Source organism: Pandoraea anapnoica, from assembly GCF_902459765.1.
Lineage (GTDB): Bacteria > Pseudomonadota > Gammaproteobacteria > Burkholderiales > Burkholderiaceae > Pandoraea > Pandoraea anapnoica.
This window is the reverse complement of record NZ_CABPSP010000003.1, coordinates 311,305-336,830: the sequence shown is the minus strand read 5'-3', so window position 1 is coordinate 336,830 and position 25,526 is coordinate 311,305. Positions and strand designations below refer to the sequence as shown.

20 protein-coding genes and 2 tRNA genes are annotated in these 25,526 nt (G+C 63.5%); 15 read left to right on the top strand and 7 right to left on the bottom strand.

The window, feature by feature from the left end:
- Positions 1-189: 189 nt before the first annotated feature.
- The 7 genes from PAN31117_RS07140 (at position 190) to PAN31117_RS07110 (ending at position 8,916) form a co-directional block, all read left to right on the top strand.
- Positions 190-3,438, top strand: a complete 3,249-nt coding sequence (locus tag PAN31117_RS07140; protein ID WP_150737571.1) for an Rne/Rng family ribonuclease — start codon at positions 190-192, stop codon at positions 3,436-3,438.
- Positions 3,439-3,789: 351 nt separating this feature from the next.
- Positions 3,790-4,917: a GTP 3',8-cyclase MoaA gene (moaA, locus tag PAN31117_RS07135; RefSeq protein ID WP_150737570.1), complete on the top strand. Its 1,128-nt coding sequence runs from the start codon at positions 3,790-3,792 to the stop codon at positions 4,915-4,917.
- Between the two features lie 234 nt (positions 4,918-5,151).
- Complete coding sequence (locus tag PAN31117_RS07130; protein WP_150737569.1) at positions 5,152-5,910, top strand: hypothetical protein; 759 nt, start codon at positions 5,152-5,154, stop codon at positions 5,908-5,910.
- 22 nt (positions 5,911-5,932) lie between these two features.
- Positions 5,933-6,583, top strand: a complete 651-nt coding sequence (gene mobA, locus PAN31117_RS07125; protein WP_150737568.1) for a molybdenum cofactor guanylyltransferase MobA — start codon at positions 5,933-5,935, stop codon at positions 6,581-6,583.
- A gap of 87 nt (positions 6,584-6,670) precedes the next feature.
- Positions 6,671-7,954: a molybdopterin molybdotransferase MoeA gene (gene moeA, locus PAN31117_RS07120; protein ID WP_150737567.1), complete on the top strand. Its 1,284-nt coding sequence runs from the start codon at positions 6,671-6,673 to the stop codon at positions 7,952-7,954.
- A gap of 176 nt (positions 7,955-8,130) precedes the next feature.
- The gene (locus PAN31117_RS07115; RefSeq protein WP_039401268.1) at positions 8,131-8,415 is read left to right on the top strand and encodes a hypothetical protein; all 285 of its coding nucleotides are present in this window, start codon (positions 8,131-8,133) and stop codon (positions 8,413-8,415) included.
- Positions 8,416-8,418: 3 nt separating this feature from the next.
- Positions 8,419-8,916, top strand: a complete 498-nt coding sequence (locus tag PAN31117_RS07110) for a GNAT family N-acetyltransferase (RefSeq protein ID WP_150737566.1) — start codon at positions 8,419-8,421, stop codon at positions 8,914-8,916.
- Between the two features lie 110 nt (positions 8,917-9,026).
- Here the strand turns inward: PAN31117_RS07110 and PAN31117_RS07105 are convergent, their stop codons facing one another.
- The 5 genes from PAN31117_RS07105 to pncB all read right to left on the bottom strand — a co-directional run bounded on the left by PAN31117_RS07105 (position 9,027) and on the right by pncB (position 15,284).
- On the bottom strand, positions 9,027-10,490 hold the full coding sequence (locus PAN31117_RS07105; protein WP_150737565.1) for a DNA recombination protein RmuC: 1,464 nt from the start codon (positions 10,488-10,490) through the stop codon (positions 9,027-9,029).
- A 58-nt stretch (positions 10,491-10,548) separates the two neighbouring features.
- The gene (locus PAN31117_RS07100) at positions 10,549-11,541 is read right to left on the bottom strand and encodes a 2-hydroxyacid dehydrogenase (RefSeq protein ID WP_150737564.1); all 993 of its coding nucleotides are present in this window, start codon (positions 11,539-11,541) and stop codon (positions 10,549-10,551) included.
- A 46-nt stretch (positions 11,542-11,587) separates the two neighbouring features.
- Positions 11,588-13,006 (bottom strand): sodium:proton antiporter, encoded by a 1,419-nt coding sequence (locus PAN31117_RS07095; RefSeq protein WP_150737563.1) that lies wholly within the window; start codon positions 13,004-13,006, stop codon positions 11,588-11,590.
- 252 nt (positions 13,007-13,258) lie between these two features.
- Complete coding sequence (locus PAN31117_RS07090) at positions 13,259-13,921, bottom strand: LutC/YkgG family protein (RefSeq protein WP_150737562.1); 663 nt, start codon at positions 13,919-13,921, stop codon at positions 13,259-13,261.
- Between the two features lie 169 nt (positions 13,922-14,090).
- Positions 14,091-15,284: a nicotinate phosphoribosyltransferase gene (gene pncB / locus PAN31117_RS07085; RefSeq protein WP_150737561.1), complete on the bottom strand. Its 1,194-nt coding sequence runs from the start codon at positions 15,282-15,284 to the stop codon at positions 14,091-14,093.
- A gap of 340 nt (positions 15,285-15,624) precedes the next feature.
- Here pncB and fdxA point away from each other — a divergent pair, with 340 nt between their 5' ends.
- The 3 genes from fdxA to PAN31117_RS07070 all read left to right on the top strand — a co-directional run bounded on the left by fdxA (position 15,625) and on the right by PAN31117_RS07070 (position 16,290).
- Positions 15,625-15,948: a ferredoxin FdxA gene (gene fdxA / locus PAN31117_RS07080; protein WP_150664508.1), complete on the top strand. Its 324-nt coding sequence runs from the start codon at positions 15,625-15,627 to the stop codon at positions 15,946-15,948.
- Positions 15,949-16,052: 104 nt separating this feature from the next.
- Positions 16,053-16,128, top strand: a tRNA-Asn gene (locus tag PAN31117_RS07075).
- Between the two features lie 86 nt (positions 16,129-16,214).
- A tRNA-Asn gene (locus PAN31117_RS07070) sits at positions 16,215-16,290 on the top strand.
- 174 nt (positions 16,291-16,464) lie between these two features.
- On the opposite strand, the gene oxlT is transcribed toward PAN31117_RS07070, so the two are convergent.
- Both oxlT and PAN31117_RS07060 read right to left on the bottom strand, forming a co-directional pair.
- Positions 16,465-17,790, bottom strand: a complete 1,326-nt coding sequence (gene oxlT, locus PAN31117_RS07065; RefSeq protein ID WP_039401284.1) for an oxalate/formate MFS antiporter — start codon at positions 17,788-17,790, stop codon at positions 16,465-16,467.
- Between the two features lie 1,005 nt (positions 17,791-18,795).
- On the bottom strand, positions 18,796-19,602 hold the full coding sequence (locus PAN31117_RS07060) for a FadR/GntR family transcriptional regulator (protein WP_217429635.1): 807 nt from the start codon (positions 19,600-19,602) through the stop codon (positions 18,796-18,798).
- 342 nt (positions 19,603-19,944) lie between these two features.
- Between PAN31117_RS07060 and PAN31117_RS07055 the strand changes: the two genes are divergently transcribed.
- The 5 genes from PAN31117_RS07055 (at position 19,945) to PAN31117_RS07035 (ending at position 25,507) form a co-directional block, all read left to right on the top strand.
- Positions 19,945-21,480: an FAD-linked oxidase C-terminal domain-containing protein gene (locus PAN31117_RS07055; protein WP_150737559.1), complete on the top strand. Its 1,536-nt coding sequence runs from the start codon at positions 19,945-19,947 to the stop codon at positions 21,478-21,480.
- Positions 21,480-22,649, top strand: coding sequence for a glycolate oxidase subunit GlcE (gene glcE / locus PAN31117_RS07050; protein WP_150737558.1), 1,170 nt, complete (start codon positions 21,480-21,482; stop codon positions 22,647-22,649). Before PAN31117_RS07055 ends, glcE begins: the two co-directional genes overlap by 1 nt.
- A gap of 18 nt (positions 22,650-22,667) precedes the next feature.
- Positions 22,668-23,918, top strand: a complete 1,251-nt coding sequence (glcF, locus tag PAN31117_RS07045; protein ID WP_150737557.1) for a glycolate oxidase subunit GlcF — start codon at positions 22,668-22,670, stop codon at positions 23,916-23,918.
- 257 nt (positions 23,919-24,175) lie between these two features.
- Positions 24,176-24,580 carry a DoxX family protein gene (locus PAN31117_RS07040; protein ID WP_150737556.1) on the top strand — a complete coding sequence of 135 codons (405 nt, stop codon included), beginning with the start codon at positions 24,176-24,178 and terminating at the stop codon, positions 24,578-24,580.
- Positions 24,581-24,670: 90 nt separating this feature from the next.
- Positions 24,671-25,507: a dioxygenase family protein gene (locus PAN31117_RS07035; RefSeq protein WP_150737555.1), complete on the top strand. Its 837-nt coding sequence runs from the start codon at positions 24,671-24,673 to the stop codon at positions 25,505-25,507.
- Positions 25,508-25,526 lie beyond the last annotated feature (19 nt).

The window sequence follows — 25,526 nt, the reverse complement described above, 5'->3', positions numbered from 1 at the left end:
TCCGGTGGCCCGGCGGATTCGGGTGAGCGCGAAAACGTATTCCTGGCGCCATAGCGTCCGTCGGCCTCATCGCCCGGACCCCCCGGCAATTCTTCCACTCCCGGCTCGAACCTCGCGTGTTGGATAACTCGAGTGATACGTGCCCGACGCACTGCGCATTGGCAACTGCGGCGGGTGGGAGTCGTTTTCATGAAACGCATGTTGTTTAACGCCACGCAGCAGGAAGAACTGCGCGTGGCAATCGTCGATGGGCAAAAACTCATCGACATCGATATCGAGACGGCCGGACGCGAACAGCGTAAAGGCAATATCTACAAGGGTGTCATCACCCGTATCGAACCCTCTCTCGAAGCCTGCTTCGTCAACTATGGCGAAGGCCGCCATGGCTTCCTGCCGTTCAAGGAAGTCGCCCGCGCGTACTTCCGCGAAGGTGCCGATGTGCGCAATGCGCGCATTCAGGACGCCCTCTCCGAAGGCCAGGAGCTCATCGTTCAGGTCGAAAAGGAAGAACGCGGCAACAAGGGCGCAGCCCTCACGACGTTCATTTCCCTGGCTGGCCGCTATCTGGTGCTGATGCCGAACAACCCGCGTGGCGGTGGTGTTTCGCGTCGTATCGAAGGCGAAGACCGTCAGGAACTGCGCGAGACGATGGGCCAGCTCGAACTGCCGGAAGGCATGAGCATCATCGCCCGCACCGCAGGCATCGGCCGCTCGGCCGAAGAACTGCAGTGGGATCTGAACTACCTGCTGCAACTCTGGCACGCCATCGAAGGCGCCTCCCACAACATTGAATTGCCGCGCGATTCGGCCTTGATCTATCTCGAATCGAGCCTGGTCATCCGCGCCATCCGCGACTACTTCCAGCCGGATATCGGTGAAATCCTCATCGATACGGAAGAAATCTCCGAACAAGCACGCAACTTCATGCAGGTGGTCATGCCCGACCACCTCAACCGCGTTAAGCAGTACCGCGACGACGTGCCGCTGTTCTCCCGTTTCCAGATCGAACACCAGATCGAGACGGCTTACTCGCGTCAGGTACCGCTGCCCTCGGGCGGCGCGATCGTGATCGATCACACCGAAGCGCTCGTTTCCATCGACGTGAACTCGGCGCGCGCTACCAAGGGCGCCGACATCGAAGAAACCGCCCTGCGCACCAACCTGGAAGCCGCCGACGAAGTCGCGCGCCAGTTGCGTCTGCGCGACCTCGGCGGTCTGATCGTGATCGACTTCATCGACATGGAGTCGGCCAAGAGCCAGCGCGAAGTCGAACAACGTGTGAAGGATGCGCTCAAGCACGACCGAGCACGCGTCCAGATGGGCAAGATCTCGCGTTTCGGCCTGATGGAGCTGTCGCGTCAGCGTCTGCGTCCGTCGCTGTCGGAAGGCACGCACGTGACCTGCCCGCGCTGCAACGGCACCGGCCACATTCGCGATGCCGAATCGTCGGCACTGCAAGTCCTGCGCATCATTCAGGAAGAGGCAATGAAGGAGCACACGGCAGCGATCCACTGCCAGGTGCCGGTCGAAGTCTCGGCATTCCTGCTCAACGAAAAGCGCCAGGAAATCAACAAGATCGAAGCCCGCTTCAAGGTTGGCGTGCTGCTGATCCCGAACAAGCATCTCGAAACGCCGCATTACAAGCTGGAGCGCCTGCGCTTCGACGATCCGCGTCTGGATACCCCGAAGGCCAGCTACGCGCTCGCCGAGGAGGCTGCACGCTCGCTGGAAGAAGATCCGGCCGGCTACAGCAAGAAGAAGGAAGATGCGCGCCCGCGTCAGGAAGCTGCCGTCAAGGGCATTACGCCCGAGCAGCCGGCACCGGCCGCGCAACCGCGTCCGGAACCTGTCGCCACGACCGCACCGGCCGCAGCCGCACCGGCAACCGGTGGTTTCTTCGGTTTCCTCAAGCGTCTGTTCGGCGTCGGCGCTGCTGCGCCCGCACCGGTCAAGGCCGAAGAGCCGGCCAAGCCGACGGGACGTCCGCCGCGCGAGCGCCATGAGCGTCCGCATCAGCAGAACCGCAATCGCCGTGGCAATACCCGCGACGAGAACAAGTCGGGCAAGGACAACGCCGGCCAGCCGGCACGCGAGGGCCGTGACGGTCGTGGCGCACGTCCGGAACGCGCAGAACGTGCGGACCGCAATGAGCGTAACGACCGTGGCGATCGTAATGACCGCAACGAGCGTGGTGACCGCAACGAACGCCAGGACCGTCAGGAAGGCCGCGACAAGCGCGAGCGCGACGACGCCCAGCGTCAACCGGCGCAAGAGGTGCGTGCCGAGGAAGGTCGTGAGCCGCGTGAAGGCCGCGAACGTGGCAGCCGTCGTGAACGTGGCGAGCGTCGTGACCGTCGTCAGGCCGAAGGCGCTGAAGGCCAGCAAGCCGTCACGCAACGCGCCGCACCGATTGCACCGCTGAACGCCGAGCAGGAAGAACTGGATCAGGATCGTCTGACGGCTCAGCTCGAGGGCGCACCGCAAACGGGCGAAGAAGGCGAACAAGGCGGTGAAGAACGTCGCCGCAGCCGTCGTCGCGGTCGTCGTGGTGGCCGTCGTGAGCGCGAAGCCGGTGAATCGCAACTGAACGCCGATGGCGAACAAGTCGAGGGCGATGCCCTGGAAGCAGTCGAAAGCACGCGTGCCCCGATGCCGAAGGACGAATCCGCCGAAATCGCTGCGACCGATGCCCTGGTCCATGCGACGACGCCGGCCATTCCGGCACCGGCAGCGACCGCACCGGTGACTCACGCAGAACCGACGCCGGCACGTGCCGCGCCGGTCGAAGCCCCGGCACCTGTCGCCATGGTGACGGAAGCCGCCCCGGCCGCAACGCCGGAAGTACCGTCGCAGTCGGTTTCGGAGCCGATTTCGGAACCTGTCACGCAGGCACCGACGATCGCACCGGTCGCACCAGTGAACGTCGCACCGCTGCCGACCGCTGAAGTCGCTGCCGCACCGGTCGTGCCGCCGGTCAGCGCCCCGCTGCCGGTCGCTACGCCTGCCCCGGCTCAGCCGACGGTTCCGGCCGAAGCCCTGACGGAGATTGCCGCCACGGCAGCTGCGTCGAGCGCCCCGGCAGAAGCCGCACCGGCAGCCCAACCGGCACCGGTCCAGATGGTCGAAACCACCAAGTCGGCGGAAGTCGCACCGGCAGCCCCTGCGGCACCGGTCGTGATGGAAGCCGCCGCTGCGGTGACGGAAGTCGTGACGCAGAAGGCTGCCCCGGTGGCGGTTGCCCCGACGCTGGAGCGCGGCGCGCTGGAATCGACGCTGGAAAGCGTGGGGCTGGTCTGGGTCCATACGGACGCCGACAAGCACCGTGCCGCTAAGGAAGCCGCTGCGCAGGTTGCACCGGCTCCGCATGTGCCACGTGAGCGCCGCCCGTCCACGCCGCTCAACAGCGGTCCGATGGAGCAGGTGGAAACGCGCTCATGACCGAGCAGTGCAGGACGTTGATCTCGTGTGACGTCCGGGCGGAGGCACCTCACGGGGCACTATCCGCCCGACGGACCTGAAATCCGCGTGATGCCAGAAAAAGGAGGCTTCGGCCTCCTTTTTTCATGGTTTTGCCCTTGGGACGCCCTCGCTTTGCAACCCCGCGTTGTCCCGACTTGTGCCCGTTTCGCCGTGCCCGTATCTTCTGCCTTAGTACGGGTTTGACGTCTCACAACGAAGGCCTCGGTACCGATATCCGATGCCCCGATCGCTAAGATCGGCTGAATTAGGCCGACTTCGGCGGCCATCAGGCCAATTCGTTAGAATGGAGACGCAAGCTAAGGCCCCACCATGACTGAAACGATCATCCGACTCACCGATCTGCGTAGCGACGCGCGTTATGCGACGCATGCCCCGCAGGTTCCCGCACAAGTGCGCGCTGCCACCGGCCATCTCGAAGATGCGCTGGCACGGCCGCTGCACGACCTGCGGATTTCGGTGACGGACCGTTGCAACTTCCGCTGCGTCTACTGCATGCCGAAGGACGTGTTCGACAAGGACTACGCCTTCCTGCCGCAATCCTCCCTGCTGTCTTTCGAAGAGATCGAGCGCGCTGCGCGCCTGTTCGTCGAACATGGCGTGGAGAAGTTGCGCCTGACGGGCGGCGAGCCGCTGCTGCGCAAGCACATCGAGCGCCTGATCGAGATGCTGGCGCGCCTGCGCACACCGTCGGGCAAACCGCTCGACATCACGCTCACGACCAATGGCTCGTTGCTGGCGCGTCGTGCGCAATCGCTCAAGGACGCCGGACTGACCCGTGTCACGGTCAGTCTCGACAGCCTCGACGACACGATATTCCGGCAGATGAACGACGTCGACTTTCCGGTCGCCAAGGTACTCGAAGGCATTGCGGAGGCGCAGCACGTTGGTCTCGGCCCGGTCAAAGTCAACATGGTCGTCAAACGCGGCACCAACGACTCCGAGATCGTGCCGATGGCGCGACATTTCCACGGCAGCGGTGTCGTGCTGCGCTTCATCGAATACATGGACGTGGGTACGTCGAACGGCTGGCGCATGGATGAAGTTATGCCGTCCGCCGACGTCATCGCCCGACTGAACGACGCCCTGCCGGTCGAGCCGCTCGAGGCCAACTATGCGGGAGAGACCGCGCAGCGCTGGCAATATCGCGACGGCGGCGGGGAAGTCGGTGTCATTTCCTCGGTCACCCGCGCATTTTGCGGCACTTGTTCGCGTGCCCGTCTGTCTACGGAAGGCAAGTTGTACCTGTGTCTGTTCGCCAGCTCGGGTTACGACTTGCGTACGCTGCTGCGTAACGGCGCAACTGACGCGCAGATTTCGACCGTCATCGGCGACATCTGGCACAAGCGCACCGACCGCTACTCAGCCTTGCGCACGGCGGCCACTGGCCTGCCTGAAGACGCACCACCGAAAGTGGAGATGTCCTACATCGGCGGATAGCTGCCCGGGCTTGCTTGCCCGACAGTCGCCTTACCGCCGTGCGGTTCGTCTGCACCGCTTTCGATTTACCGAATTCCTTCTCGACTCATGATTTCTGTTGCCCCGGACGCTAGTTGTGTCCGAGACTCCTCGCCTTCTCTTCCCAGTGTGGCTCGACGTGACGCCCTGCACACAGGCCGCACACGCACGCGCTTCCCGTCGCGACTCATTGCCATCGGCCTGAGTGCCCTGACGATGCTCGTCACTGCCCTCACACCGGCTGTCGCCCATGCCGATTGCGACCCGTCCGATCGCAACATTGCCAACCACGTCATGACGTACACCGGCCAACTCGGCGAGCGCAATCCGCTGCGACTGGTGCTTCGCTCGACCTCCGGCGGCAAGCTCGACGGCCGCTACGCCAATGCGTCCTCGCAAGGCGACACGGCACTCACGGGCAAGCTTGAGAACAAGTCGCACCTGCATCTGACCGAATTCGACGCCGGGGGCATGCCGCGCGCCACGTTCGAAGGCGAATTCGCCGCAGCGGACGACATCAATCGTCAACGCGGTGCTTCGTCTGCGTGCGAAGTGATTTCCGGCCAGTGGAAAGACCTGCGCAGCGGCCGCACGGTGCCGTTCGATCTTTCGCTGGCCAGTATCCAGAGCGGAAAGATCGACCACCTGTACGGCGTGGCCGGCGTAAACGACGACGAGACCATCAATCGCGCGGCGACGCAGTTTCGCAAGGGCGTACTCGACGACCGGCGTGATGTCGTCGCACAATCGATCCGTTATCCGTTGCATGTGTCGTTGCGTGGCAAGACGATCATCCTTCGGAACCCGAAGTCATTGCTTGCACGCTATAACGAGATTTTCACCGACGGTTACGTACGGACCATCGGCGCAGCCGTGCCTCGCCTGATGTTCGCTCGCGATCAAGGGGTGATGCTCGGCGACGGCGCCGTTTGGTTCGATGCGGCCGGACGTGTCATCGCCCTGAACCGCTCCTGACCCTGTCTTCCGCCGGCCATCCATGAAGACCCCGCCCATCCGCCGCAGCGACATCACAGGACTGATCCTGGCGGGCGGGCGTGGTCAGCGCATGGGCGGGCGTGACAAGGGCCTCCAGCCCTTCGCCGGACGACCGCTGGTCGAGCACGCGATTGCCCGTCTGGGCCCGCAGGTTGGTGCGTTGCTGATCAGTGCCAATCGGAATCGCGATGCCTATGCGGCCGCCCTCGGCACCGACGGCGCGGACGGTGTAGTGAGCGACGAAATTCAGGATTTCGCCGGCCCGCTTGCGGGCATGCTGGCGGGACTGCGCGCGGCATGTACGGACTATGTCCTCACCGTGCCGTGCGACTCCCCGTACCTTCCCGACGATCTGAGCGAGCGGCTTTGCGCTGCGCTGAACGCGCTGCCGGAGGCCGATCCCGATGCGCCCGACAGCGCACGCCCGCTGGCTGCCTATGCTGCAACGGCGCAGGGGCCGCATCCGGTATTCGCGCTTGTGCACCGGTCACTAGCCGACGATCTGGCGACGACGCTGGCGGCCGGGGAACACCGAGTGCGAGCGTGGCTGTCACGCCACAAGGCCGTACAAGTTCACTTCGGTGACGAGCGTCCGTTTTACAATGTCAACACGCTGGACGACCTCCTTACCGATTCGCCGCGCGCGCCCTGAAGTGCCGGGTGCCAACGCAGCCCGATCCGTCGCCACCGCTTTTACGGGATTCATGCCGGGTACGTGCCGGATGACGACGCCATACCGATGACAACACTTGACGAAGCCCTGGCCGGCTTGCCGGACTACGACCCTAATCACATGACGGTCGATACGGCGCGCGCCATCATTGCGCGCACCGCGAGTCCCGTATCCGCCATCGAGCAGATCGCTGTACGCAGCGCGCTGGGCCGCGTGCTCGGTCGCGACGTCGTATCACCGCTCGACGTCCCCGCTTTCGAAAATGCAGCGATGGACGGCTATGCATTTGCAGGCACCGCGCTGGCCGCCGGCGGCGAAGTCCGTCTGCGTGTTGCAGGTCGCTCGTTTGCAGGTCATCCCTTCGACGGTGTGACGGCCAACGGCGAATGCGTGCGCATCATGACCGGTGCGCTTTTGCCCGCCGGTTGCGACACCGTCATCCCCCAGGAACAGGTACAACGCGAAGGCGACACCGAAATCGTCACCTTCGACGCAGCGGCCGTCACGCCCGGGCGTCACGTACGTCATGTTGGGGAAGATCTGGCCGCAGGCCATACCGCCCTGCATGCAGGCAAGCGGCTGCGACCGGCAGCGCTCGGCTTGCTGGCGTCGCTGGGCATTGCGGAAGTCCCCGTGCGCCGACGCATTCGCGTCGCCTTCTTCTCGACCGGCGACGAACTCCGCTCGGTGGGCGAACCGCTCGCCCCGGGAAATCTGTACGACAGCAATCGCTACACGCTCTTCGGCATGTTGCAACGATTGGGCGTCGAAGTGCTGGATCTGGGCGTCGTGCGCGACGATCCGCAGGCCATCGAAGACACCCTGCGCACCGCGTGCCGCGAGGCCGACGCCGTCATTACCTCGGGCGGCGTATCCGTTGGCGAAGCCGATTTCACGCGCGAAATGATGACGCGTCTGGGCAACGTCGTGTTCTGGAAGATGGCGATGCGCCCGGGCCGCCCGTTTGCCTTCGGCGAACTGGAAAGCGAGGGCAAGCGCGCCCTTCTGTTTGGCTTGCCTGGCAACCCGGCCGCAGTGATGGCATCGTTCTACCATCTGGTGCGCGACGGCCTGTTCGCGCTCATGGGTGCAGAGCCGCAAGTCACGCCGTGCCTGCCTGTGCCGACAGCCACCGCCATCGCCAAGCGCCCGGGGCGTACAGAGTTTCTGCGCGGCATTCTCGCTGCGGACGCTCAGGGCCGCTGGCAAGTCACCGTTGCGGACGCACAAAGCGCGGGCATTTTGCGCACGATGAGTGAAGCCAACTGCTTCGTCACGCTGGGCGCCGAACGTGGCGATGTCGCCGCCGGGGAACTGGTCGACGTCATCGCATTCGATGGTCTGGTGTAACGACGATCCATGACGAAGCCGGAAGACGCCTGACGTTCAGCCCGGCATAACGCGATTAAAGCGGGATTAAGGCGGTTCAGAATTCCACCCAAAAAGCGAAGCAACGCAATAACGAAATATCGCTGGCGTCGGCGCTTCGACGGTGCCAGCACCACACAAACCGAAAGCACACGGCAATGACAACGAAAAAACAGATCACGTACATCAGTCCCGGCCAGACGGCCAAAGCGCTGGTGCTGGTCTACCTGACCTTCAGCATTCCGCTGGTTCTGCTCGCCTTCCTGGCGGCATTTATCCGTTACGGCGAGCTGCCGGGCCTCGCGATCATTTCCGCGCTGGTGCTCAACGCTATCGTCGGCTTCGTGCTGCTCTGGATTGCCTGCCACCTGTACAACTGGGTGGCAGTGAAGTTCGGCGGCATCGAAATCGCGCTGAGCGACGCCCCGGAAGAAGAGTATTAAGCGATGTCCCTGACACTGCGCGCTGCGACTGCCGACGACGTCGGCGCTATCCACGGCCTGATGCGAGAACTGGCTGTCTTCGAAAAGTTGCTGGATATCTTCGAAGCAACACCTGAGAGCGTGCATGAGGCGCTGTTCGGTGCGACACCCGCGGCCGAATGCCTGATGGCCGAGTGGGATGGCGTGCCGGTGGGCTACGCAATCTACTTCCACAACTTCTCGACGTTCCTCGCCCGCCGGGGGCTATATCTGGAAGACGTCTACGTGCAGCCGACGATGCGCGGCCGTGGCGTGGGACAAGCGGTGTTGCGTCAGCTCGCGCGCATCGCCATCGAGCGAAATTGCGGACGTTTCGAATGGACAGTGCTCGACTGGAACCAACCGGCCATCGACTTCTACGAGGCGCAGGGCGCAACGGTCCTGCCCGACTGGCGCGTGGTCCGCATGACGGGTGACGCGCTCACGCAATTTGCCGAGGGTGGGAAAGCAATCGGGGCCTGAAACGTGTTGAAGCGTCCCGAATAAAAAAAGCGCCCTGACATTCAGGGCGCTTTGCATTTGGCGAAGCGGTTCGGCAAATCCAATGGCGATACCGTCGAGCGCATCGACGTTCAGTCCTCTGCGTCCGGCTCCATCTCGACGCCCAACAGTTCGACAGCCTGCTCGCCGGGCAATGCTTCGACGGCCTTGAGCTGACGCGCCATCGCGCGGGTGCGGACTTCCGCCTTGTCGATGGAGCGCGTCACGGTCTCCAGTTGCGACTTCGTTCTGGCGAGTACGTCGCCGAACTTGGTGAATTCCGTCTTCACTGCCCCCAGCACCTGCCAGACTTCGCTGGAACGTCGTTCGATGGCCAGCGTGCGGAATCCCATCTGAAGGCTGTTGAGCAAGGCCGTCAGCGTCGTGGGCCCCGCCACCGTCACGCGATATTCGCGTTGCAGCAGATCCGATAATCCCGGACGTCGCAGCACTTCGGCATATAGACCTTCCGTCGGCAGGAACAGCAGCGCAAAATCGGTGGTGTGCGGCGGCGCCAGATACTTGTCTGCAATCGTCTTCGCTTCCAGTCGAATACGCGTTTCCAGCGCCTTCGAAGCCTCTTCGACCGCGACCGGGTCGGCGCGCTCCTGTGCATCGAGCAGGCGCTCATAATCCTCGCGCGGGAACTTGGCATCGATCGGCAGCCAGACCGGCTTGTTGCTGTCTCCGCTCTGCCCGGGCAAGGCAATCGCAAATTCCACACGTTCGGTGCTGCCCGGACGCGTCGCCACGTTCTTCGCATACTGCTCGGGCGTGAGCAATTGTTCGAGTAGCGCCTGCAACTGCACTTCGCCCCAGATGCCGCGCGTCTTCACGTTGGTCAGCACGCGCTTGAGATCGCCCACACCTGCAGCGAGCGTCTGCATTTCGCCGAGTCCGCGATGCACCTGCTCCAGACGATCCGACACCAGCTTGAAAGACTCGCCGAGCCGCTGTTCGAGCGTGGCGTGCAGCTTTTCGTCGACCGTGCGACGCATTTCTTCCAGCTTTGCCGCGTTGTTGACTTCGATGTCCTTGAGCTTCTGCTCAAGCGTGGCACGCACTTCCGCCAGACGCCGCTCGTTGCCTTCGGACAGTTGCGTGAGTTGCTGATGCTGCGCTTCGCCAAAGCGACGCAGCGTCGACGTCTGCTCTTCGCGCATCTGCTGGCCATTGAGCACCAGACTCTGACGAATCGCTTCGAGCTGTGCGGCGTTGGACTCGGTGAGCTTCGCGAGTTGTTGAGCAAAGCCGTCGATCTGATTGTTCTGCACCGTGGCGACGCTCGTCATCTGCGCCGCGAGCGTTTGCTGGAACTGCGCCATTTGCGCGCTCTGTTCACCGCGACCGGCGCGCGCCGTCTCGGCGAACTCCTGACGCAGCCCACGTTCGCTACGGTCCGCCGCGTGCAGCAGATCGTCACGCACCTTGGTGAGCGAGTCATTGAGCGTCGCGCGCAGCGGCGCGTCGCCGCCGCGCTGCCAGACCTTCACCGCAATCGCGATCATCACCAACAAATTCAGCGCCGCCAGCGCTACCAACACCATCTCAACCATCGCGTTGCGACTCCCGTTGATTCTTTCTCTATTCTTCCAACGTCCCTGCCGACGTCGCTTACGACTTGCGCGCTGCCGGATTGAGCAAGCAAGGCGGCTTGCCTGCGGCCGCCCCGAAGCCTAGCGCCGCGATCAGATTGTCGGCTGCCAGACTGGCCATACCCCGACGTGTCGCCGCCGACGCGCTCGCAATGTGCGGCGTCAGCACGACGTTCGGCACCTTCAGCAAATCGGGATGCACCTTCGGTTCGCCCTCGAACACGTCGAGGCCAGCCGCCGCGATCTGCTTATTCGCCAGCGCCGCCGCAAGCGCGGTATCGTCGACGATACCGCCGCGCGCCAAATTCACCAGCGTGGCCGTCGGCTTCATCAGCGCCAACTCTGCGGCGCCGATGGTGTGATGCGTTGCGCTCGAATACGGCAAGACGAGAATGACGTGATCGGCTGTGCGCAGCAGCGTGTCCTTGTCGACGTAGCTCGCCTTGCAGGCCGCTTCAGTCGCGGCATCGAGACGCGAGCGATTGTGATACACCACCCGCATGTTGAAGCCCATGGCGCGACGCGCGATCGCCTGACCGATGCGTCCCATGCCGACGATGCCCAGCGTGCTGCCATGCACGTCGGCGCCCAGGAACATGTCGTACGCCCACTTGTCCCAGTGCCCCTCGCGCAACCAACGCTCGGACTCGGTCACGCGACGCGCCGTCGCCATCAGCAACGCCCAGCCGAAATCGGCGGTCGTCTCGTTGAGCACATCGGGGGTGTTCGTCGCCATGACGCCCGCAGCCGTCATCGCTTCGATATCGAAGTTGTTGTAGCCCACAGCCATGTTGGCCACCACACGCAGATTCGGCGCACCAGCGAGCACCGGCGCATCGATGCGTTCGCTCGCCGTGGTGATCGCACCGGCCTTGTCGGCCAGACGCGCACGCAACTCGTCGCTCGAAAACACCGTGTCGGCATCATTACGCTCGACGTCGAAGTACTGCGCCAGACGCTCGATCACGTCCGGAAAAATGGCTCGGGCTACCAGGATCTTCGGTTTCACCAGTTGTCTCGTAAAGGTTTGCCGCGTGGCTGCTTGGCGCTCTTGCGGCTCAGAAGAATATCAGGGTCATCACAACGAACACCGGCAGCAGAATCGCGCCCGACCACAGCATATAGCCAAAGAAGCTCGGCATGCGAATGCCGCGTTGCTCCGCAATGGCCTTCACCATGAAGTTCGGGGCATTCCCGATGTAGGTATTCGCCCCCATGAACACAGCGCCTGCCGAGATTGCCGCCAGCGTGGCTGCACCGCTCGTCATCAGCGACGCCGCATCGCCGCCCGCCGTATTGAAGAACACGAGATACGTCGGCGCATTGTCGAGGAACGACGACAACAACCCCGTCGCCCAGAAGTACATGACGTTGTCCGGCGCACCGTCCGGCCCCGTCACGAGACGAATCACCCAGCCCAGCGCACCGGCTTCGCCCGCACGCAGAATCGCCACCACGGGAATGATCGTCAGGAAGATGCCTGCGAACAGTTTGGCAACCTCTTTCATCGGCTCCCAGTTGAAGCCATTGCCTTCGCGCGCCGTACGCGGGGTGATCGCCAGCGAGATCAGCGTCACCACCACCAGGCCGACATCACGCGCCAGATTCTGCACGGCGACCGGCGTGCCGAACACGTCGAACGAGACGCCCGGCTTCCAGATACCGCTCATCAGCACCAGACCGACGGCGGCTGCGAGCAGAATGAAGTTACGCTTGCCTTCGAGCCGCAGCGGCACGGCGTGCGGGGTCGGATCCAGCTCGTCGATCAGACGTTCGCTCTTCTGACGGAAATGGTAAGCATCGATGATGAAGAACAGCACCAGCAGCACGGCACAGATGAACAGCGTCTCCGGCCAGATATACGCCGTCGTCCAGAAGAAATCGACGCCTTGCAAGAAGCCGAGGAACAGCGGCGGGTCGCCCAGCGGGGTCAGTGAACCACCCGCGTTGGCCACGAGGAAGATGAAGAAGACGACGACATGTACGTTATGTTTGCGGTTGTCGTTTGCGCGAATCAGCGGACGAATCAGCAGCATGGCCGCGCCGGTCGTGCCCATGATGCTCGCCAGCACGGTGCCCAGCGTCAGCAGTCCGGTGTTGAGCCACGGCCCGCCGCGCAGGTTGCCATGCACGCAGATGCCACCGGCCGTCGTGAACAACGCGGTGAGCAGTACGACGAACGGAATGTACTCCCCGACGACAGCGTGAACAGCCCCGTACCAAGCCGCCCCGGCACCGAAGACCAGCGCGAACGGCAAAAGGAAGGCTGCGCCCCAGAACGCCGCGATCTTGCCGAAGTGGTGGTGCCAGAACGCGGGCGCCAATAACGGCCCAAGCGCAATCGACAATAGCAGTCCGGCAAATGGCACACCCCACCAGGCGACGAGTTGTGCGCCGTCCGGCCCGGCAGCGAAGGCCGCCGGGCTTGCCAATGCCAGCCCTGTCGCGCTCAGTGCTCCCCAAATCCCCTTATGCATTGTTTCTGGTTCCTAGTGATTGATGGTCGACTGCGTACGAGTCGCCGTCAGCGCCGGAGTGCCCAAAACGGCACGACCTTGGGATAAATCCCAAATTAATGATGTGTGTTTCCCGAAAGGACCGATGCCTTCGGCATTCGGTCGCTTTCCGCAAGCCTTGCGCCCCGCCGTCGCGAATCTACGCGGGCAAGTGAGAAAGTCGCAGTCGATGCGTCGCGAGCCGGATCGACCGTCCGCGCGACGCGGCGCTATTTAAGCGCCGTCGACAATGATGAGATGGACACGGTAGGGCCCATGCGCGCCCAGCACCAGCGTCTGTTCGATATCGGCGGTCCGCGAAGGACCCGCAATGAAGTTAGTCGCGCGCGAGAGCTGTCCTCGCTCGCTGCGCATCAGCGCAAAGCCGTCTTCGTGACCGGCGACGACGCGCGACGCAGGCACTACGGCGATGTGCGTCTCAGGCAGGAGCGTGGCCGAAGCAAACGTCTCCGGTCCCGACATCATCATCAGCGCGCCGGTCTCGGCAATCGCACAGAAGCAGCCGGTGATGCCGACGAGATCGTCGCCGTGCGGTTTGCGGAATTCCACTTCGCAGCCGGCGCTCGCCCAATCGAGCGAGCGCAGCGTCGGCCACGCCACCGCGCGGGTGGTCAGGCCGTTCGCCTGCAAATACGTGCTGGCCGCAGCCGGCACGTCGCTCATGGCGGGAACGCGGCTGATCGTCGTCGAAAGCGCTTCGGCCTTGGCGATGAACGTCGCCATGATGTCGCCGGACATCGCCGGACGCGGCCCCTGCGGATGCCGCGCCAGATAATCCTCGGCCGCCGCCTGCTCGTTCGCGCGGGCGGCATCGGGACGATGCTGGGCGTTGCGAATGCGGGCGAAGATGCGATTGCGGGCGTCGGAGGTATCCATGGGCTGTCCTGTGAAGCCGACGCGCCGGTCTGCGGCCGGCGTCGTCACTGTGTCGTCTCTCGAAGCCACCGGACCTAAGTCTGGCGGGCGATGCGCAATTATAGCGGCTGGGTCTGCCAGCGCGACGGGCGTTCGCGCACTATCGGAATCGTCTGCACGCGCCTTCGGATCACTTCGCCTTTTCCGGCAACGGTGCGATCTCGAACACCTGTCGCAGATACGCCAGATAAGCATCGTCATCGCACATATTCTTGCCCGGCGAATCCGACAGCTTGGCTACCGGCTGACCGTTGCAACGCACCATCTTGATGACGATTTGCAGCGGCTGATAACCGAGGTCGTTGGTCAGGTTTGTCCCAACGCCGAAAGCCAGTTTGCAGCGGTCGCGGAAGCGCTCGAAAAGCTGCAACACCTTCGGGATGTCCAGACCGTCCGAGAAGATCATGGTCTTCGTATGCGCGTCGACGCGGTTCTGCGCGTAGTGCTCCAGCAGACGCTCGCCCCACGCGAACGGATCGCCCGAGTCGTGGCGCGCACCGTCGAAAAGCTTGCAGAAGTACATGTCGAAATCGCGCAGGAAGGCGGACATGCCGTAGACGTCGGAGAGCGCGATCCCGAGGTCGCCGCGATACTCCTTCGCCCACGTCTCGAAACCGAAAATCTGCGAATCGCGCAGACGCGGACCCAGCGCCTGACACGCCTGAAGATACTCGTGCGCCATCGTGCCCAGCGGGGTGAGCCCAAGCTTCGACGCGTAGTACACATTGCTCGTGCCCGCGAACTGCTCGCCGAGTTCGTCGCGTAGCGTGTGAATCACTTCCTCGTGCCACTCTTTCGAGAAACGGCGGCGCGTGCCGTAATCGGCGATTTTGCAATCACGGTAATCGGCCGGCTCAGCCAGCATGCAAATCTTGTCCTTGAGACGCTGACGCCCTTCCTCATACGCAGGCGTGCGCTGCGTATTGCGAAAATACACCTCATTGACGATGGCGAGCACGGGAATCTCGAAGAGAATCGTGTGAAGCCAAGGGCCGCGAATTTCGATGTCGATTTCACCATTGCCCTTCGGCGACGGTGTGACCGTGATGTACTTCTCGTTCAGATGGAACAGGTCGAGGAAGTCGATGAAATCGCTCTTGATGAAGCGCATCGCGCCGAGATAGCGCAGCTCCGACTCCGTGAAGCGAAGCCCGCACAGCAGGCGAATCTCGTCGCGGATCTCATCGACGTAGGGCGTGAGGTCGACGCCTTCGGTGCGGCACTTGAAGCGGTATTCGACCTGGGCCGCAGGGAAATGATGCAGAACGACCTGCATCATCGTGAACTTGTAGAGATCGGTATCGAGCAGCGACGTGATGATCATGACGACAGGCTCCGCGCGGAGCACTCACGAGAAAACATCGAACGCTGCCAAACGCTCGCGCGTACTTTCATACGCGCGGAATACTCGTTGACGGGCAGCGCACAGGAACACCCGGCATCGTACCGCAAAGCGATGTCACGCATCACATCATCCCAAATGCGCTAAGGGATCACAGTGGGGGACGGCTCGCCTGGCGGCGGGGCGTGAGGAGGCTTGCGAGACGTGTCCGACGTCCGACGGCAACGCCCGTTCGGCTCTCGCACCCGCAATGGCGGGCTGCGTTACAATACGCGCTTTAACGGCCGATCGAAGCCGTTTTGCGCCCTACTCTGGAGTTGGCATGACGCACGTTGTCACCGAAAGCTGCATCAAATGTAAATTCACCGACTGTGTGGACGTTTGCCCCGTGGATTGCTTCCGCGAAGGCCCTAACTTCCTGTCCATCGATCCGGACGAGTGCATTGATTGCGCGGTCTGCGTGGCCGAGTGCCCGGTGAATGCCATTTATGCCGAAGAGGACGTGCCGGGCGACCAGCAGGAATTCATCAAGCTCAACGCCGACCTCTCGCCGGGCTGGCCGAGCATCACCAAGACTAAGCCGTCGCTCCCCGATGCGGACGACTGGAAGGACGTCAAGGAAAAGCTCCATCTGCTCGAACGCTGAGCCGCGAGCGCGACGGGCGGAATTCACACGGTGGGCGCATAAAAAATGCGTCCGGAGTGTTGACAGTGTGTAAAAACCGCCACTATAATCGCTTTCTCTTTTGATCCCCGATAGCTCAGTTGGTAGAGCGCCGGACTGTTAATCCGTAGGTCCCTGGTTCGAGCCCAGGTCGGGGAGCCAAGAATACCGAAGCGATGGCCTCGCTCCCGCGAGGCCTTTGTTTTAGTCGGCACATCGTTACAGCGTTGTGCGACTGCCAAGTTTGATCCTCGATAGCTCAGTCGGTAGAGCGCCGGACTGTTAATCCGTAGGTCCCTGGTTCGAGCCCAGGTCGAGGAGCCAAAACACAAAAAGCCCGTCAATGACGGGCTTTTTTGTTTTCTGGGTCCTGATCGTTCAACGACGACGTCGACAAGCCGACGACCCTCAAACAAAAAAACGGGGCACCGTTTCCGGCACCCCGCTCTCCTGTCTCTTCAATACCGCCAAGACCCGATACAGCAGCCTGCTGCGACCTTACTCGCTGGCAGGGGCGCCCATCGCGACCGACGGGCTCGTCGATGCCTTTGCGCTGTTGCTGTTTTCGGATTCGATCCAGCGACGGCGCATCGGGGCGAGTACGAACTTCGCACCGACTGCCGCCACGATGCTGATGCTCGCCGCAGCGATGAACACGCGATCCCAGTGACCGCCGACCGCCAGCACCGAAGCCAGCGGCACGAGCAATGCGGCCGTGCCCTTGGCGGTGTACAGCGTGCCTGCGTTCGAGGCGGCGTTCTTGCTGCCGAACGTGTCCGCACACAGCGCCGGGAAGATCGAGAAGATTTCGCCCCAGCACAAGAAGGTCATCGCCGCGAAGAACACGAACATGTACGGGTTCTGACCGAAGTGCATCAGACCGAGCATCGCCACGCCTTCCCCGAGGAAGATGATGAACATGGCATTCTCACGACCGATCTTGTCCGAGACGAAGCCGCACAGCGGACGCGTAAAACCGTTGCACAGATTGTCGATCGACAGCGTCATCGTCAGCAACGGCAGCGTTGCACCGAACAGCGTCATCGGCATCGAAGCAATGCCATAGTCCTTCGCGATCGGACCGATCTGCGCCGTGGCCATCAGTCCGCCAGCCGCCACCGCAACGAAGCAGATGTAGATCACCCAGAACACCGGCGTGCGAATCATCTGGCCCGACGTGTAGTCCTGCTTCGTCGCCAGATTGCGGCGCGACACCGTCACACCCTTCGGTGCACGCGGCTTGACCAGCAACAGCGCGAGGACGAAGATCGCCACGCCTTGCACGATGCCGAAGTTGAAGAACGCTGCTTCATAACCCGACGCTTTGATCATGTTCGCAATCGGAATCACGGTAATGGCAGCGCCCGCACCGAAACCGGCCGCCGTCAGACCCGCTGCCAGACCGCGCTTGTCCGGGAACCATTTCAAGGCATTACCCACGCAGGTGCCATACACGCAACCCGCACCGATACCGGCGATGACGGCCGCCGTATAGAGCACGGTCAGCGACTCGGCGTAGGAATACATGATCCACGATAGCCCGACGCACACCGCACCGCCAGCCACCACGGGACGCGGCCCGAAGCGATCCACCAGCCAGCCCTCAATCGGGACCAGCCACGTTTCCACCACGATGAAGATCGAGAACGCCACCTGAATCGCCGCGACGCCCCAGTTGTGCTTCGCTTGCATCGGCTCGACGAACAACGTCCACGAATACTGCAAATTGGCCACAAGGCCCATACAGATGATGCCGATCACCAGTTGTGACCAGCGCCCTCCCAGAAAAGAGGTCTTCTCCTCCGGTTGCGCAGCTGCTTGCATGACTTGCCTCCTGTTCCTGTCAGACGATTGACGACGGCCCGCGTTTTCGTTGTGCGGTGCCCGCCGTCATCGCGTGCGGTCGCGCGCCCCAACAGAGATCGGGGATGTCGCGCAGACGGCACGCCTCCTGGCGTTGCGTGCGGCTCATGCTTGGCCGCTTGATCGTGGAGCACTGCCTGGCGGCAGGCTCGCAGGGCTAAAGCCCCGGCTGACTAACTCTCGGAAGTGCCAAAGGACCCTTCCGGTCCCCTCTTCGGCGCGGCGACGCAGACTTTTCAGGGTCCGCGCCGGCAAGTTGCCGGCTGCCGAAGGGTGACTGGTGAAACAAATTCGAGTACGGACCGGCCTGCGCTGTCGGCGTGTCGCGATGGACCGCACGGATCGCATCGCAGACCAGGTCCCATCACTCAGGCGGGCGCGCCTCGCAGACGCGTGATCGCCAGATCGCCTGCCCGCAACAGGCGGCAGGGAGATGAGGAACGCCCCAGGGCACGAACGTCTTGCGTGGCCACTGACGGCGGATACGACAGGACAGCCGGTGCGCAAGAAACGTCGCACGAAGACTGCCCGAAAGGAAATGTGTGCTTACCCACTGATGTCTCCGATGAATCCCGTGCCGCACCGACACCCTCCCGGAAATTCCACAGGTCCTGCCAGGGCCGGTTCGACACTTTGAATCTGATATACAAGATTCAATATATCGAATTAAGTATTTTTTATGGTTCCAAAATTAGTCGATGGCCGAACCACTGTCAACCCGAAAGCGCTCGCATATCGGTGTCGCACGTGCGGCGAAGGCGACGGGTAGTGGCGGCAGACGTAAGCGCTCGATAACTCGGAAACTGAGGTAAACCGCGCCATTGCGGGGCGCACCGCATTTGGATGTCGGCGCAGCCGCCCTTGGGCGACGTGCGTCGCCGTGGGAGTGGGTCAGGGAAAACGATGAGGTTTTAGCGGCTAGGGTTTGCCCTCAGGCGAGGGCACCGCTGACGCGATAAATCGGGGTCAGACCGGCTCGACGTCGCCCGAATTGTTGCGGATGAACGTGAGATGTTCGTGCAGCGAACGTTGCGCGCTACCGGCATCGTGCGATGCCACGGCGTTAAAAATGCGCCGATGCTGATCGATCAGTTCCGCCAGATCGGCGCCGTGACCGACGATGGCCCGGTAATTGTCGACGACCGAGCCGCGCAGCAGTTCGAAGATCGCGTGCATCAGATGCACCAGCACGAGGTTATGGGTCGCCTCGGCCAGCGCCAGATGGAAATGCGCATCCAGCTCGGGCACGCGAGTGAGCAGCGACTGACCGCGTGCATCGCCCTCCCCGTCCAGACCGTCACGACCGGCAGCATAGGCGGCTTCCAGCGCTTCGAGTGCCTGCGCGAGACGAGCGATGTCTTCCGGCGTCGCACGCTCGGCCGCCAGTTCCACAGCCTTGGCTTCGAGCACTTCGCGCATCTCCAGCACATCGTCGACGGTCTTGCTGTGTCGCGACATCAATTGCGAGAGCGGCTCGGCGAGCAGCGGCTGACTGGCGTTGGCGACGAGATAACCGCCGCCGGCACGGCCGACGATCAGCCCGCGCGACTCCAGCCGCAAAAGCGCTTCACGCAACGACGGGCGCGACACGCCCATCTGCTGCGCCAGATCCCGCTCGGACGGCAGCGCCGAGCCCGGCGCGAGCCGACCTTCGACGACCATCGTCTCCAGTTGCTCGTAGACCATGTCGGACAGACGCAGGCGCGGCGGCGGCGTGACCGGCGCAAAGCTCGCAACGGTGCCCGAGGGCTCACTGGCGGAAAAAGTAGACATAGGCAAGGACGACTCGTTGGACGACATGTCGGCTTCGGCTCTCGACAGAAAAATCACAGACGCCACGATACAGGATGCGGCTTCGCTCAGGGCACACCTGCCGCCCGCCACCCGGCCGCGCTAGAGGATCGACGTTAAACCTGGGGTTAACCCGCTAGTCGAAATCAGATCATTCCCTTTACGATGACGTCATCCGACAACTGGTCGACCAGTCTACCAGTAGACCAAGGTCCTTCCATGTCATTACACGTCAACGATCGTCCGAGAGCAAGCCAGATGGCATCGAATGCGTCGCCCCTCCCTTCTCACGTGTCAGCGCCGCCAGAGACACCGGCACCATCGATGCTAGCGAGTTCCGCAGTGGCCTCCGCCGCCTTCGACACCGCCCGCGCGAACGAACCTTTCTTCGACACGCTGACCGACGCCACGCGGTCGGCCCGACTGACCGCATTGCGTACTGCCGTACCCGACGTCCAGTGGCTCACCGACCGCGAACAGATCACACCGTACGAATGCGACGGTCTGGCCGCCTATCGCAAGCTGCCGCTGGCCGTGGTGCTGCCCGCCGACGAAGATCAGGTTTGCCGCATTCTGCGGGCATGCCACGCGAACAACGTTCCCGTCGTGCCACGCGGGGCAGGTACAGGCCTGTCCGGCGGCGCCATGCCGATCACCGACGGCATCGTGCTTTCGCTGGCGAAGTTCAAGCGCATTCTCGAAGTCGACGCCTACGCCCGTACCGCCACCGTACAGCCCGGCGTACGCAACCTCGCCGTCTCCGAAGCCGCCGCGCCCTACGGGCTTTACTACGCGCCGGATCCGTCCTCGCAAATCGCCTGCACCATCGGCGGCAACGTCTCCGAGAACTCGGGCGGCGTGCACTGCCTGAAGTACGGCCTCACAGTGCATAACGTGCTGCGCGTGCGCGCGGTGACGATGGACGGCGAGGTCGTCGAATTCGGCTCGCACGCACTCGATTCGCCCGGCCTCGACCTGCTGTCCGTTTTCATCGGCAGCGAGGGAATGTTCTGCGTCGTGACGGAAATCACGGTCAAGCTCGTGCCCAAGCCGCAAGTCCAGCAAGTCATCATGGCGAGCTTCGACGACGTCGAAGCGGGCGGTAACGCGGTCGCCGCGATCATCGCCGCCGGCATCATCCCGGCCGGTCTGGAAATGATGGACAAACCCGCCACGCAAGCCGTCGAAGAGTTCGTGCACGCCGGTTACGATCTGAACGCTGCGGCCATCCTGCTGTGTGAATCCGACGGCACGCCGGAGGAAGTCGCCGAAGAAATCGCCCGCGTCTCGGCCGTCCTGCGCGCCTCGGGCGCGACCCGTATTCAAGTCTCGGCCTCGGAGGCGGAACGTCTGCGCTTCTGGTCCGGACGCAAGAACGCCTTCCCCGCCGCCGGGCGCATCTCGCCCGACTACTACTGCATGGACGGCACCATTCCGCGTCGCACGATCGGCACGCTGCTCAAGCGCATCGAGGCGATGGAGGTGCAATATGGGCTGCGCTGCATCAACGTCTTCCATGCGGGCGACGGCAACATGCACCCGCTGATCCTGTTCAACGGCAACGATCTGGACGAATGGCACCGCGCCGAAGCGTTCGGTAGCGACATTCTCGAAGCGTGCGTGGAACTGGGCGGGACGGTGACCGGCGAGCACGGCGTCGGTATCGAGAAGATCAACTCGATGTGCGTGCAGTTTTCCGAAGAAGAGCGCGACGCCTTCTTCGCCGTAAAGCGCGCCTTCGATCCCGCTAGCCTGCTCAACGCCGACAAAGGCATCCCCACGCGCGCGCGCTGCGCCGAGTACGGCAAGATGCATGTGCGCGGCGGCCTGCTCCCCCATCCCGATTTGCCGAGGTTCTGATGTCGCAAGCCCTTCATACGGCGTCGCCAGTGCCGCTTACGCCACCGCCTCCATCGTCATCCCCCGACAGCGAAGCGAGCCGCGCCGCCCAGGCGCTCGCGACGATCCGTGAGCGCGTGCTCGGCGCCGCCGCCAGCGGCACGCCCCTCGACATTCAGGGCGGCGGCACGAAACGCTGGTACGGCGAGACGCCGACGGGTGAGCCGCTCGATGTGCGCTCCTATCGAGGCATCGTCTCGTACGATCCGGCCGAGCTCGTCATCACCGCGCGTGCGGGCACCCCGCTCGCGGAGATCGAAGCCGCGCTCGCCGAGCGTGGCCAGATGCTGCCGTTCGAGCCTCCCCACTTCGGCCCCGGTGCGACGCTGGGCGGTTGCATCGCTGCCGGTCTCGCCGGGCCGCGCCGCCCGCACGTCGGTGCGCCGCGCGACTTCGTGCTCGGCGCGGTCGTCATGAACGGACACGGCCAGGTGCTGCATTTCGGCGGGCAGGTGATGAAGAACGTGGCGGGCTACGACGTCTCACGCGTCCTCGCAGGTTCACTCGGCACGCTGGGCATCCTGCTGGAACTCTCGATCAAGGTACTGCCCTGCCCGGTAGCGGAGGCGACGTTGTGCTTCGACCTGACGCAGGCGCAGGCCATCGACCAGCTCAATCGCTGGGGTGGTCAGCCGCTGCCGCTCATGGGCTCGGCGTGGCACGACGATGTGTTGAGCGTGCGCCTCGGTGGTGCTGCCGCCGCCATCGACGCCGCGCGCGTCACGATGGGCGGCCGTCATGTCGGTGCCCTCGAAGCGCATGCCTTCTGGACGTCGCTGCGCGAGCAAACGCACCCGTTCTTCGCCAACGCGCCGGTACAGGGCGACGGGCAGCCGCTGTGGCGTCTGTCGGTGCCGCCGACCACGCCGCCGCTGACAGGCGGCGACGAGCATCTCGTCGAATGGGGCGGTGCGCAACGGTGGTGGATCACGCCGCGCCCGGCCACTGAGATTCGCGCAATTGCCGCAGCGGTCGGCGGGCATGCTACGCTGTTTCGCCACGGCAGCAAGTCGACCGGCGCGGAGCGTGTATTTACGCCCCAGAGCGCCGCGCTGCAAGCTATCGGCGAGCGTCTGCAACAAGCATTCGATCCGAGCCGCATCTTCAACCGTCATCGGTTGTACCGGTAAATCGCTAAACAAAGAACGATGCAAACGAACCTCGCAGAATTCCTTCGTCAGACACCGGACGGCGACGAAGCCGAAGCCATTCTCCGCAAATGCGTGCATTGCGGATTCTGTACCGCGACCTGCCCGACCTATCAGTTGCTGGGCGACGAACTCGACGGCCCGCGCGGGCGTATCTATCTGATCAAGCAGATGGTCGAAGGCCAGAGCGTGACGCGCGAAACGCAGCGTCACCTCGATCGTTGCCTGACCTGCCGCAGTTGCGAATCGACCTGCCCCTCGGGTGTGCAATACGGGCGTCTGGTCGACATCGGCCGCCGCCATGTCGACGCCAAGGTCGGCCGTCCTGCTGGCGAGCGCGCCGTGCGCTGGACCCTCGCCCACGTGCTGCCCAATCGCACTCTGTTCTCGCCCGCCCTGCGCCTCGGACAGCAGTTCCGCACGCTGCTGCCGCGCTCGCTGCGCGAGAAAGTGCCGCACCGTCAGCGCTCCGGCAGTTGGCCGCAAGCGAAGCACGCGCGCCGCATGCTGATGCTCGAAGGCTGCGTGCAACCGGCCATGTTGCCGAACGTCAACAAGGCCACCGCCCGTGTGCTCGACGCCCTCGGCATCGAGATGGTGCGCCCCTCGTCCGCTGGCTGTTGCGGTGCGATTCGTCTGCACCTGAACTATCACGACGACGGTCTCGACGACGCCCGCCGCAACATCGACGCCTGGTGGCCGGAGATCGAAGCCGGTACGGAAGCCATCGTAATCAACGCGTCGGGATGCGGTGCGACGATCAAGGAATACGGCCACCTCCTGCGTCACGATCCGAAGTACGCGGGCAAGGCGCAGCGCGTCTCCGAACTCGCGCGCGATCTGTCGGAGGTGCTGCTCGACAATCTGGAAGCGTTGCAAAAGCGCGTGCCGAACCGTAAAGCGGGCAAGATCGCCTATCACCCGCCCTGCACGCTGCAACACGGCCAGCAACTCAAGGGCGTGGTGGAGAAGGTGCTCGCCGGTGTGGGCGTGAACGTCATGCTGCCGCAGGACAGTCACATCTGCTGCGGCTCGGCCGGGACATATTCCGTCACGCAACCGGACCTGTCGCATCAATTGCGCGACGCCAAGTGGAAGTCACTCGACGCCCTCGACCCGGAACTGGTCGTGTCGGCCAACGTCGGTTGCATCTGCCATTTGCAGGCGACGGCCAAGGGCGAACACGCCCGCGACCACGCGCCAGTGCAGCACTGGGTCGAATTGCTCGACCGGATGATCGCAACGGCCTGAACGGCCCAGGCAATCCTGCGCGATGCAAGCCACCCGGTGCGCCCCGGGCGGCTTGCATCGACAACCACCCCGCCTTTATTGTCCCTTTCATCGGGACAATCAATCCCCTCACCACTCATTTATCTGTACGATCGCGCTCCCTAGAATTGGGGCTAAGTCAGTCGTCGACACCACGTCACCGTTCAATCGACGTGAATGGCCATCGACGGCCGAGCCGACCTTTAGTCCGTATTCCGATTCCCTCACCGGAGCTTGTCATGATCGATACCAAAACTGCCCCGTACGCTGCCCTGCTGCTGCGCGTCTCGCTGGGTATCCTGTTCCTTTCGCATCTGTCGCTGAAAGTGTTCGTCTTCACCGTGCCCGGCTTCGTCGGCTTCATGGGCTCGCTTGGCCTGCCGCCGGTCGTCGCCTACGTCACGATGGCGCTTGAACTGATCGGTGGCCTCATGCTGATCACCGGCTTCTACGCCCGCTGGGCTGCCCTGCCGCTCGCCGCACTGATGCTCGGCACCATCGTCTCGGTGCACGGCCACAACGGCTGGTTGTTCACCAACAAGGGCGGCGGCTGGGAATTCCCGGCGTTCTGGCTCGTGGGCCTGCTGGCCGTGGCGTTGCTGGGCGACGGTGCCTTCGCGATTCGCCGTAACCGCACCGCATAATCGCCAAGGTCCATCCGCGAAGCTGCCCAGTCGTACGCCGCCTGATCCTGTCGTGATGTCGTTTAGCGTTGTTTTGCCGGAGTGAATGCCATGTCTGCCCTTCCCACCCTCTTCGTCTCCCACGGCTCGCCGTTGCTCGCGGTCGAACCGGGCCGCACCGGCCCGTTGCTGACGGCGCTGGGGCGTGCGGTGCCGCGTCCCAAGGAGATTCTCGTGATCTCGCCGCACTGGTCGACGCCGACACCGCGAGTGGGCAACCTCGCGCAGCAACGCACGATCCACGACTTCGGCGGCTTCCCGCGCGAACTCTATGAACTGAAGTACCCCGCGCCGGGCGCACCGGCACTCGCAGAGCGCACCGTGCAGATGTTGAAGGACGTCGGCCTGCCCGCCGTCACCGACGATCAGTGGGGTCTCGATCATGGCGCGTGGGTGCCGCTGAGCTATCTGTATCCCGATGCAGATGTGCCGGTCACGCAGTTGTCGCTGCAACGGCATATGCGTCCCGAATATCAGTACCAAGTCGGGCAGACGCTCGCACCGCTCGCTCGAGAGGGCGTGCTGATCGTGGCGTCGGGCAGCTTCACGCACAATCTGCACGAGGTATTCCGCGCCCCGGGCGGTGCACGTGAGACGGCTCCCGAAGCGCCTTACGTGGCCGAGTTTTCGACGTGGTTCACCGAACATCTGGCGGCGATGGACCTCGACGCCCTGTTCGACTATCGGGCCCGCGCACCGCACGCCGAGCGTGCGCACCCGACGGACGAACATCTGCTGCCGATCTACGTCGCGCTCGGCGCGGCCGACGATCCCGCCCATCAGACGCACTTCGACACCGGCTCGACCTACGGCGCACTGCGCATGGACGCCTTCGCGTTCGGCAGCGCCGCCCCGTCGCTCGCGGAAGTCGGCGTGCTGGCACAATAACGCCATCGATACCCTTGGA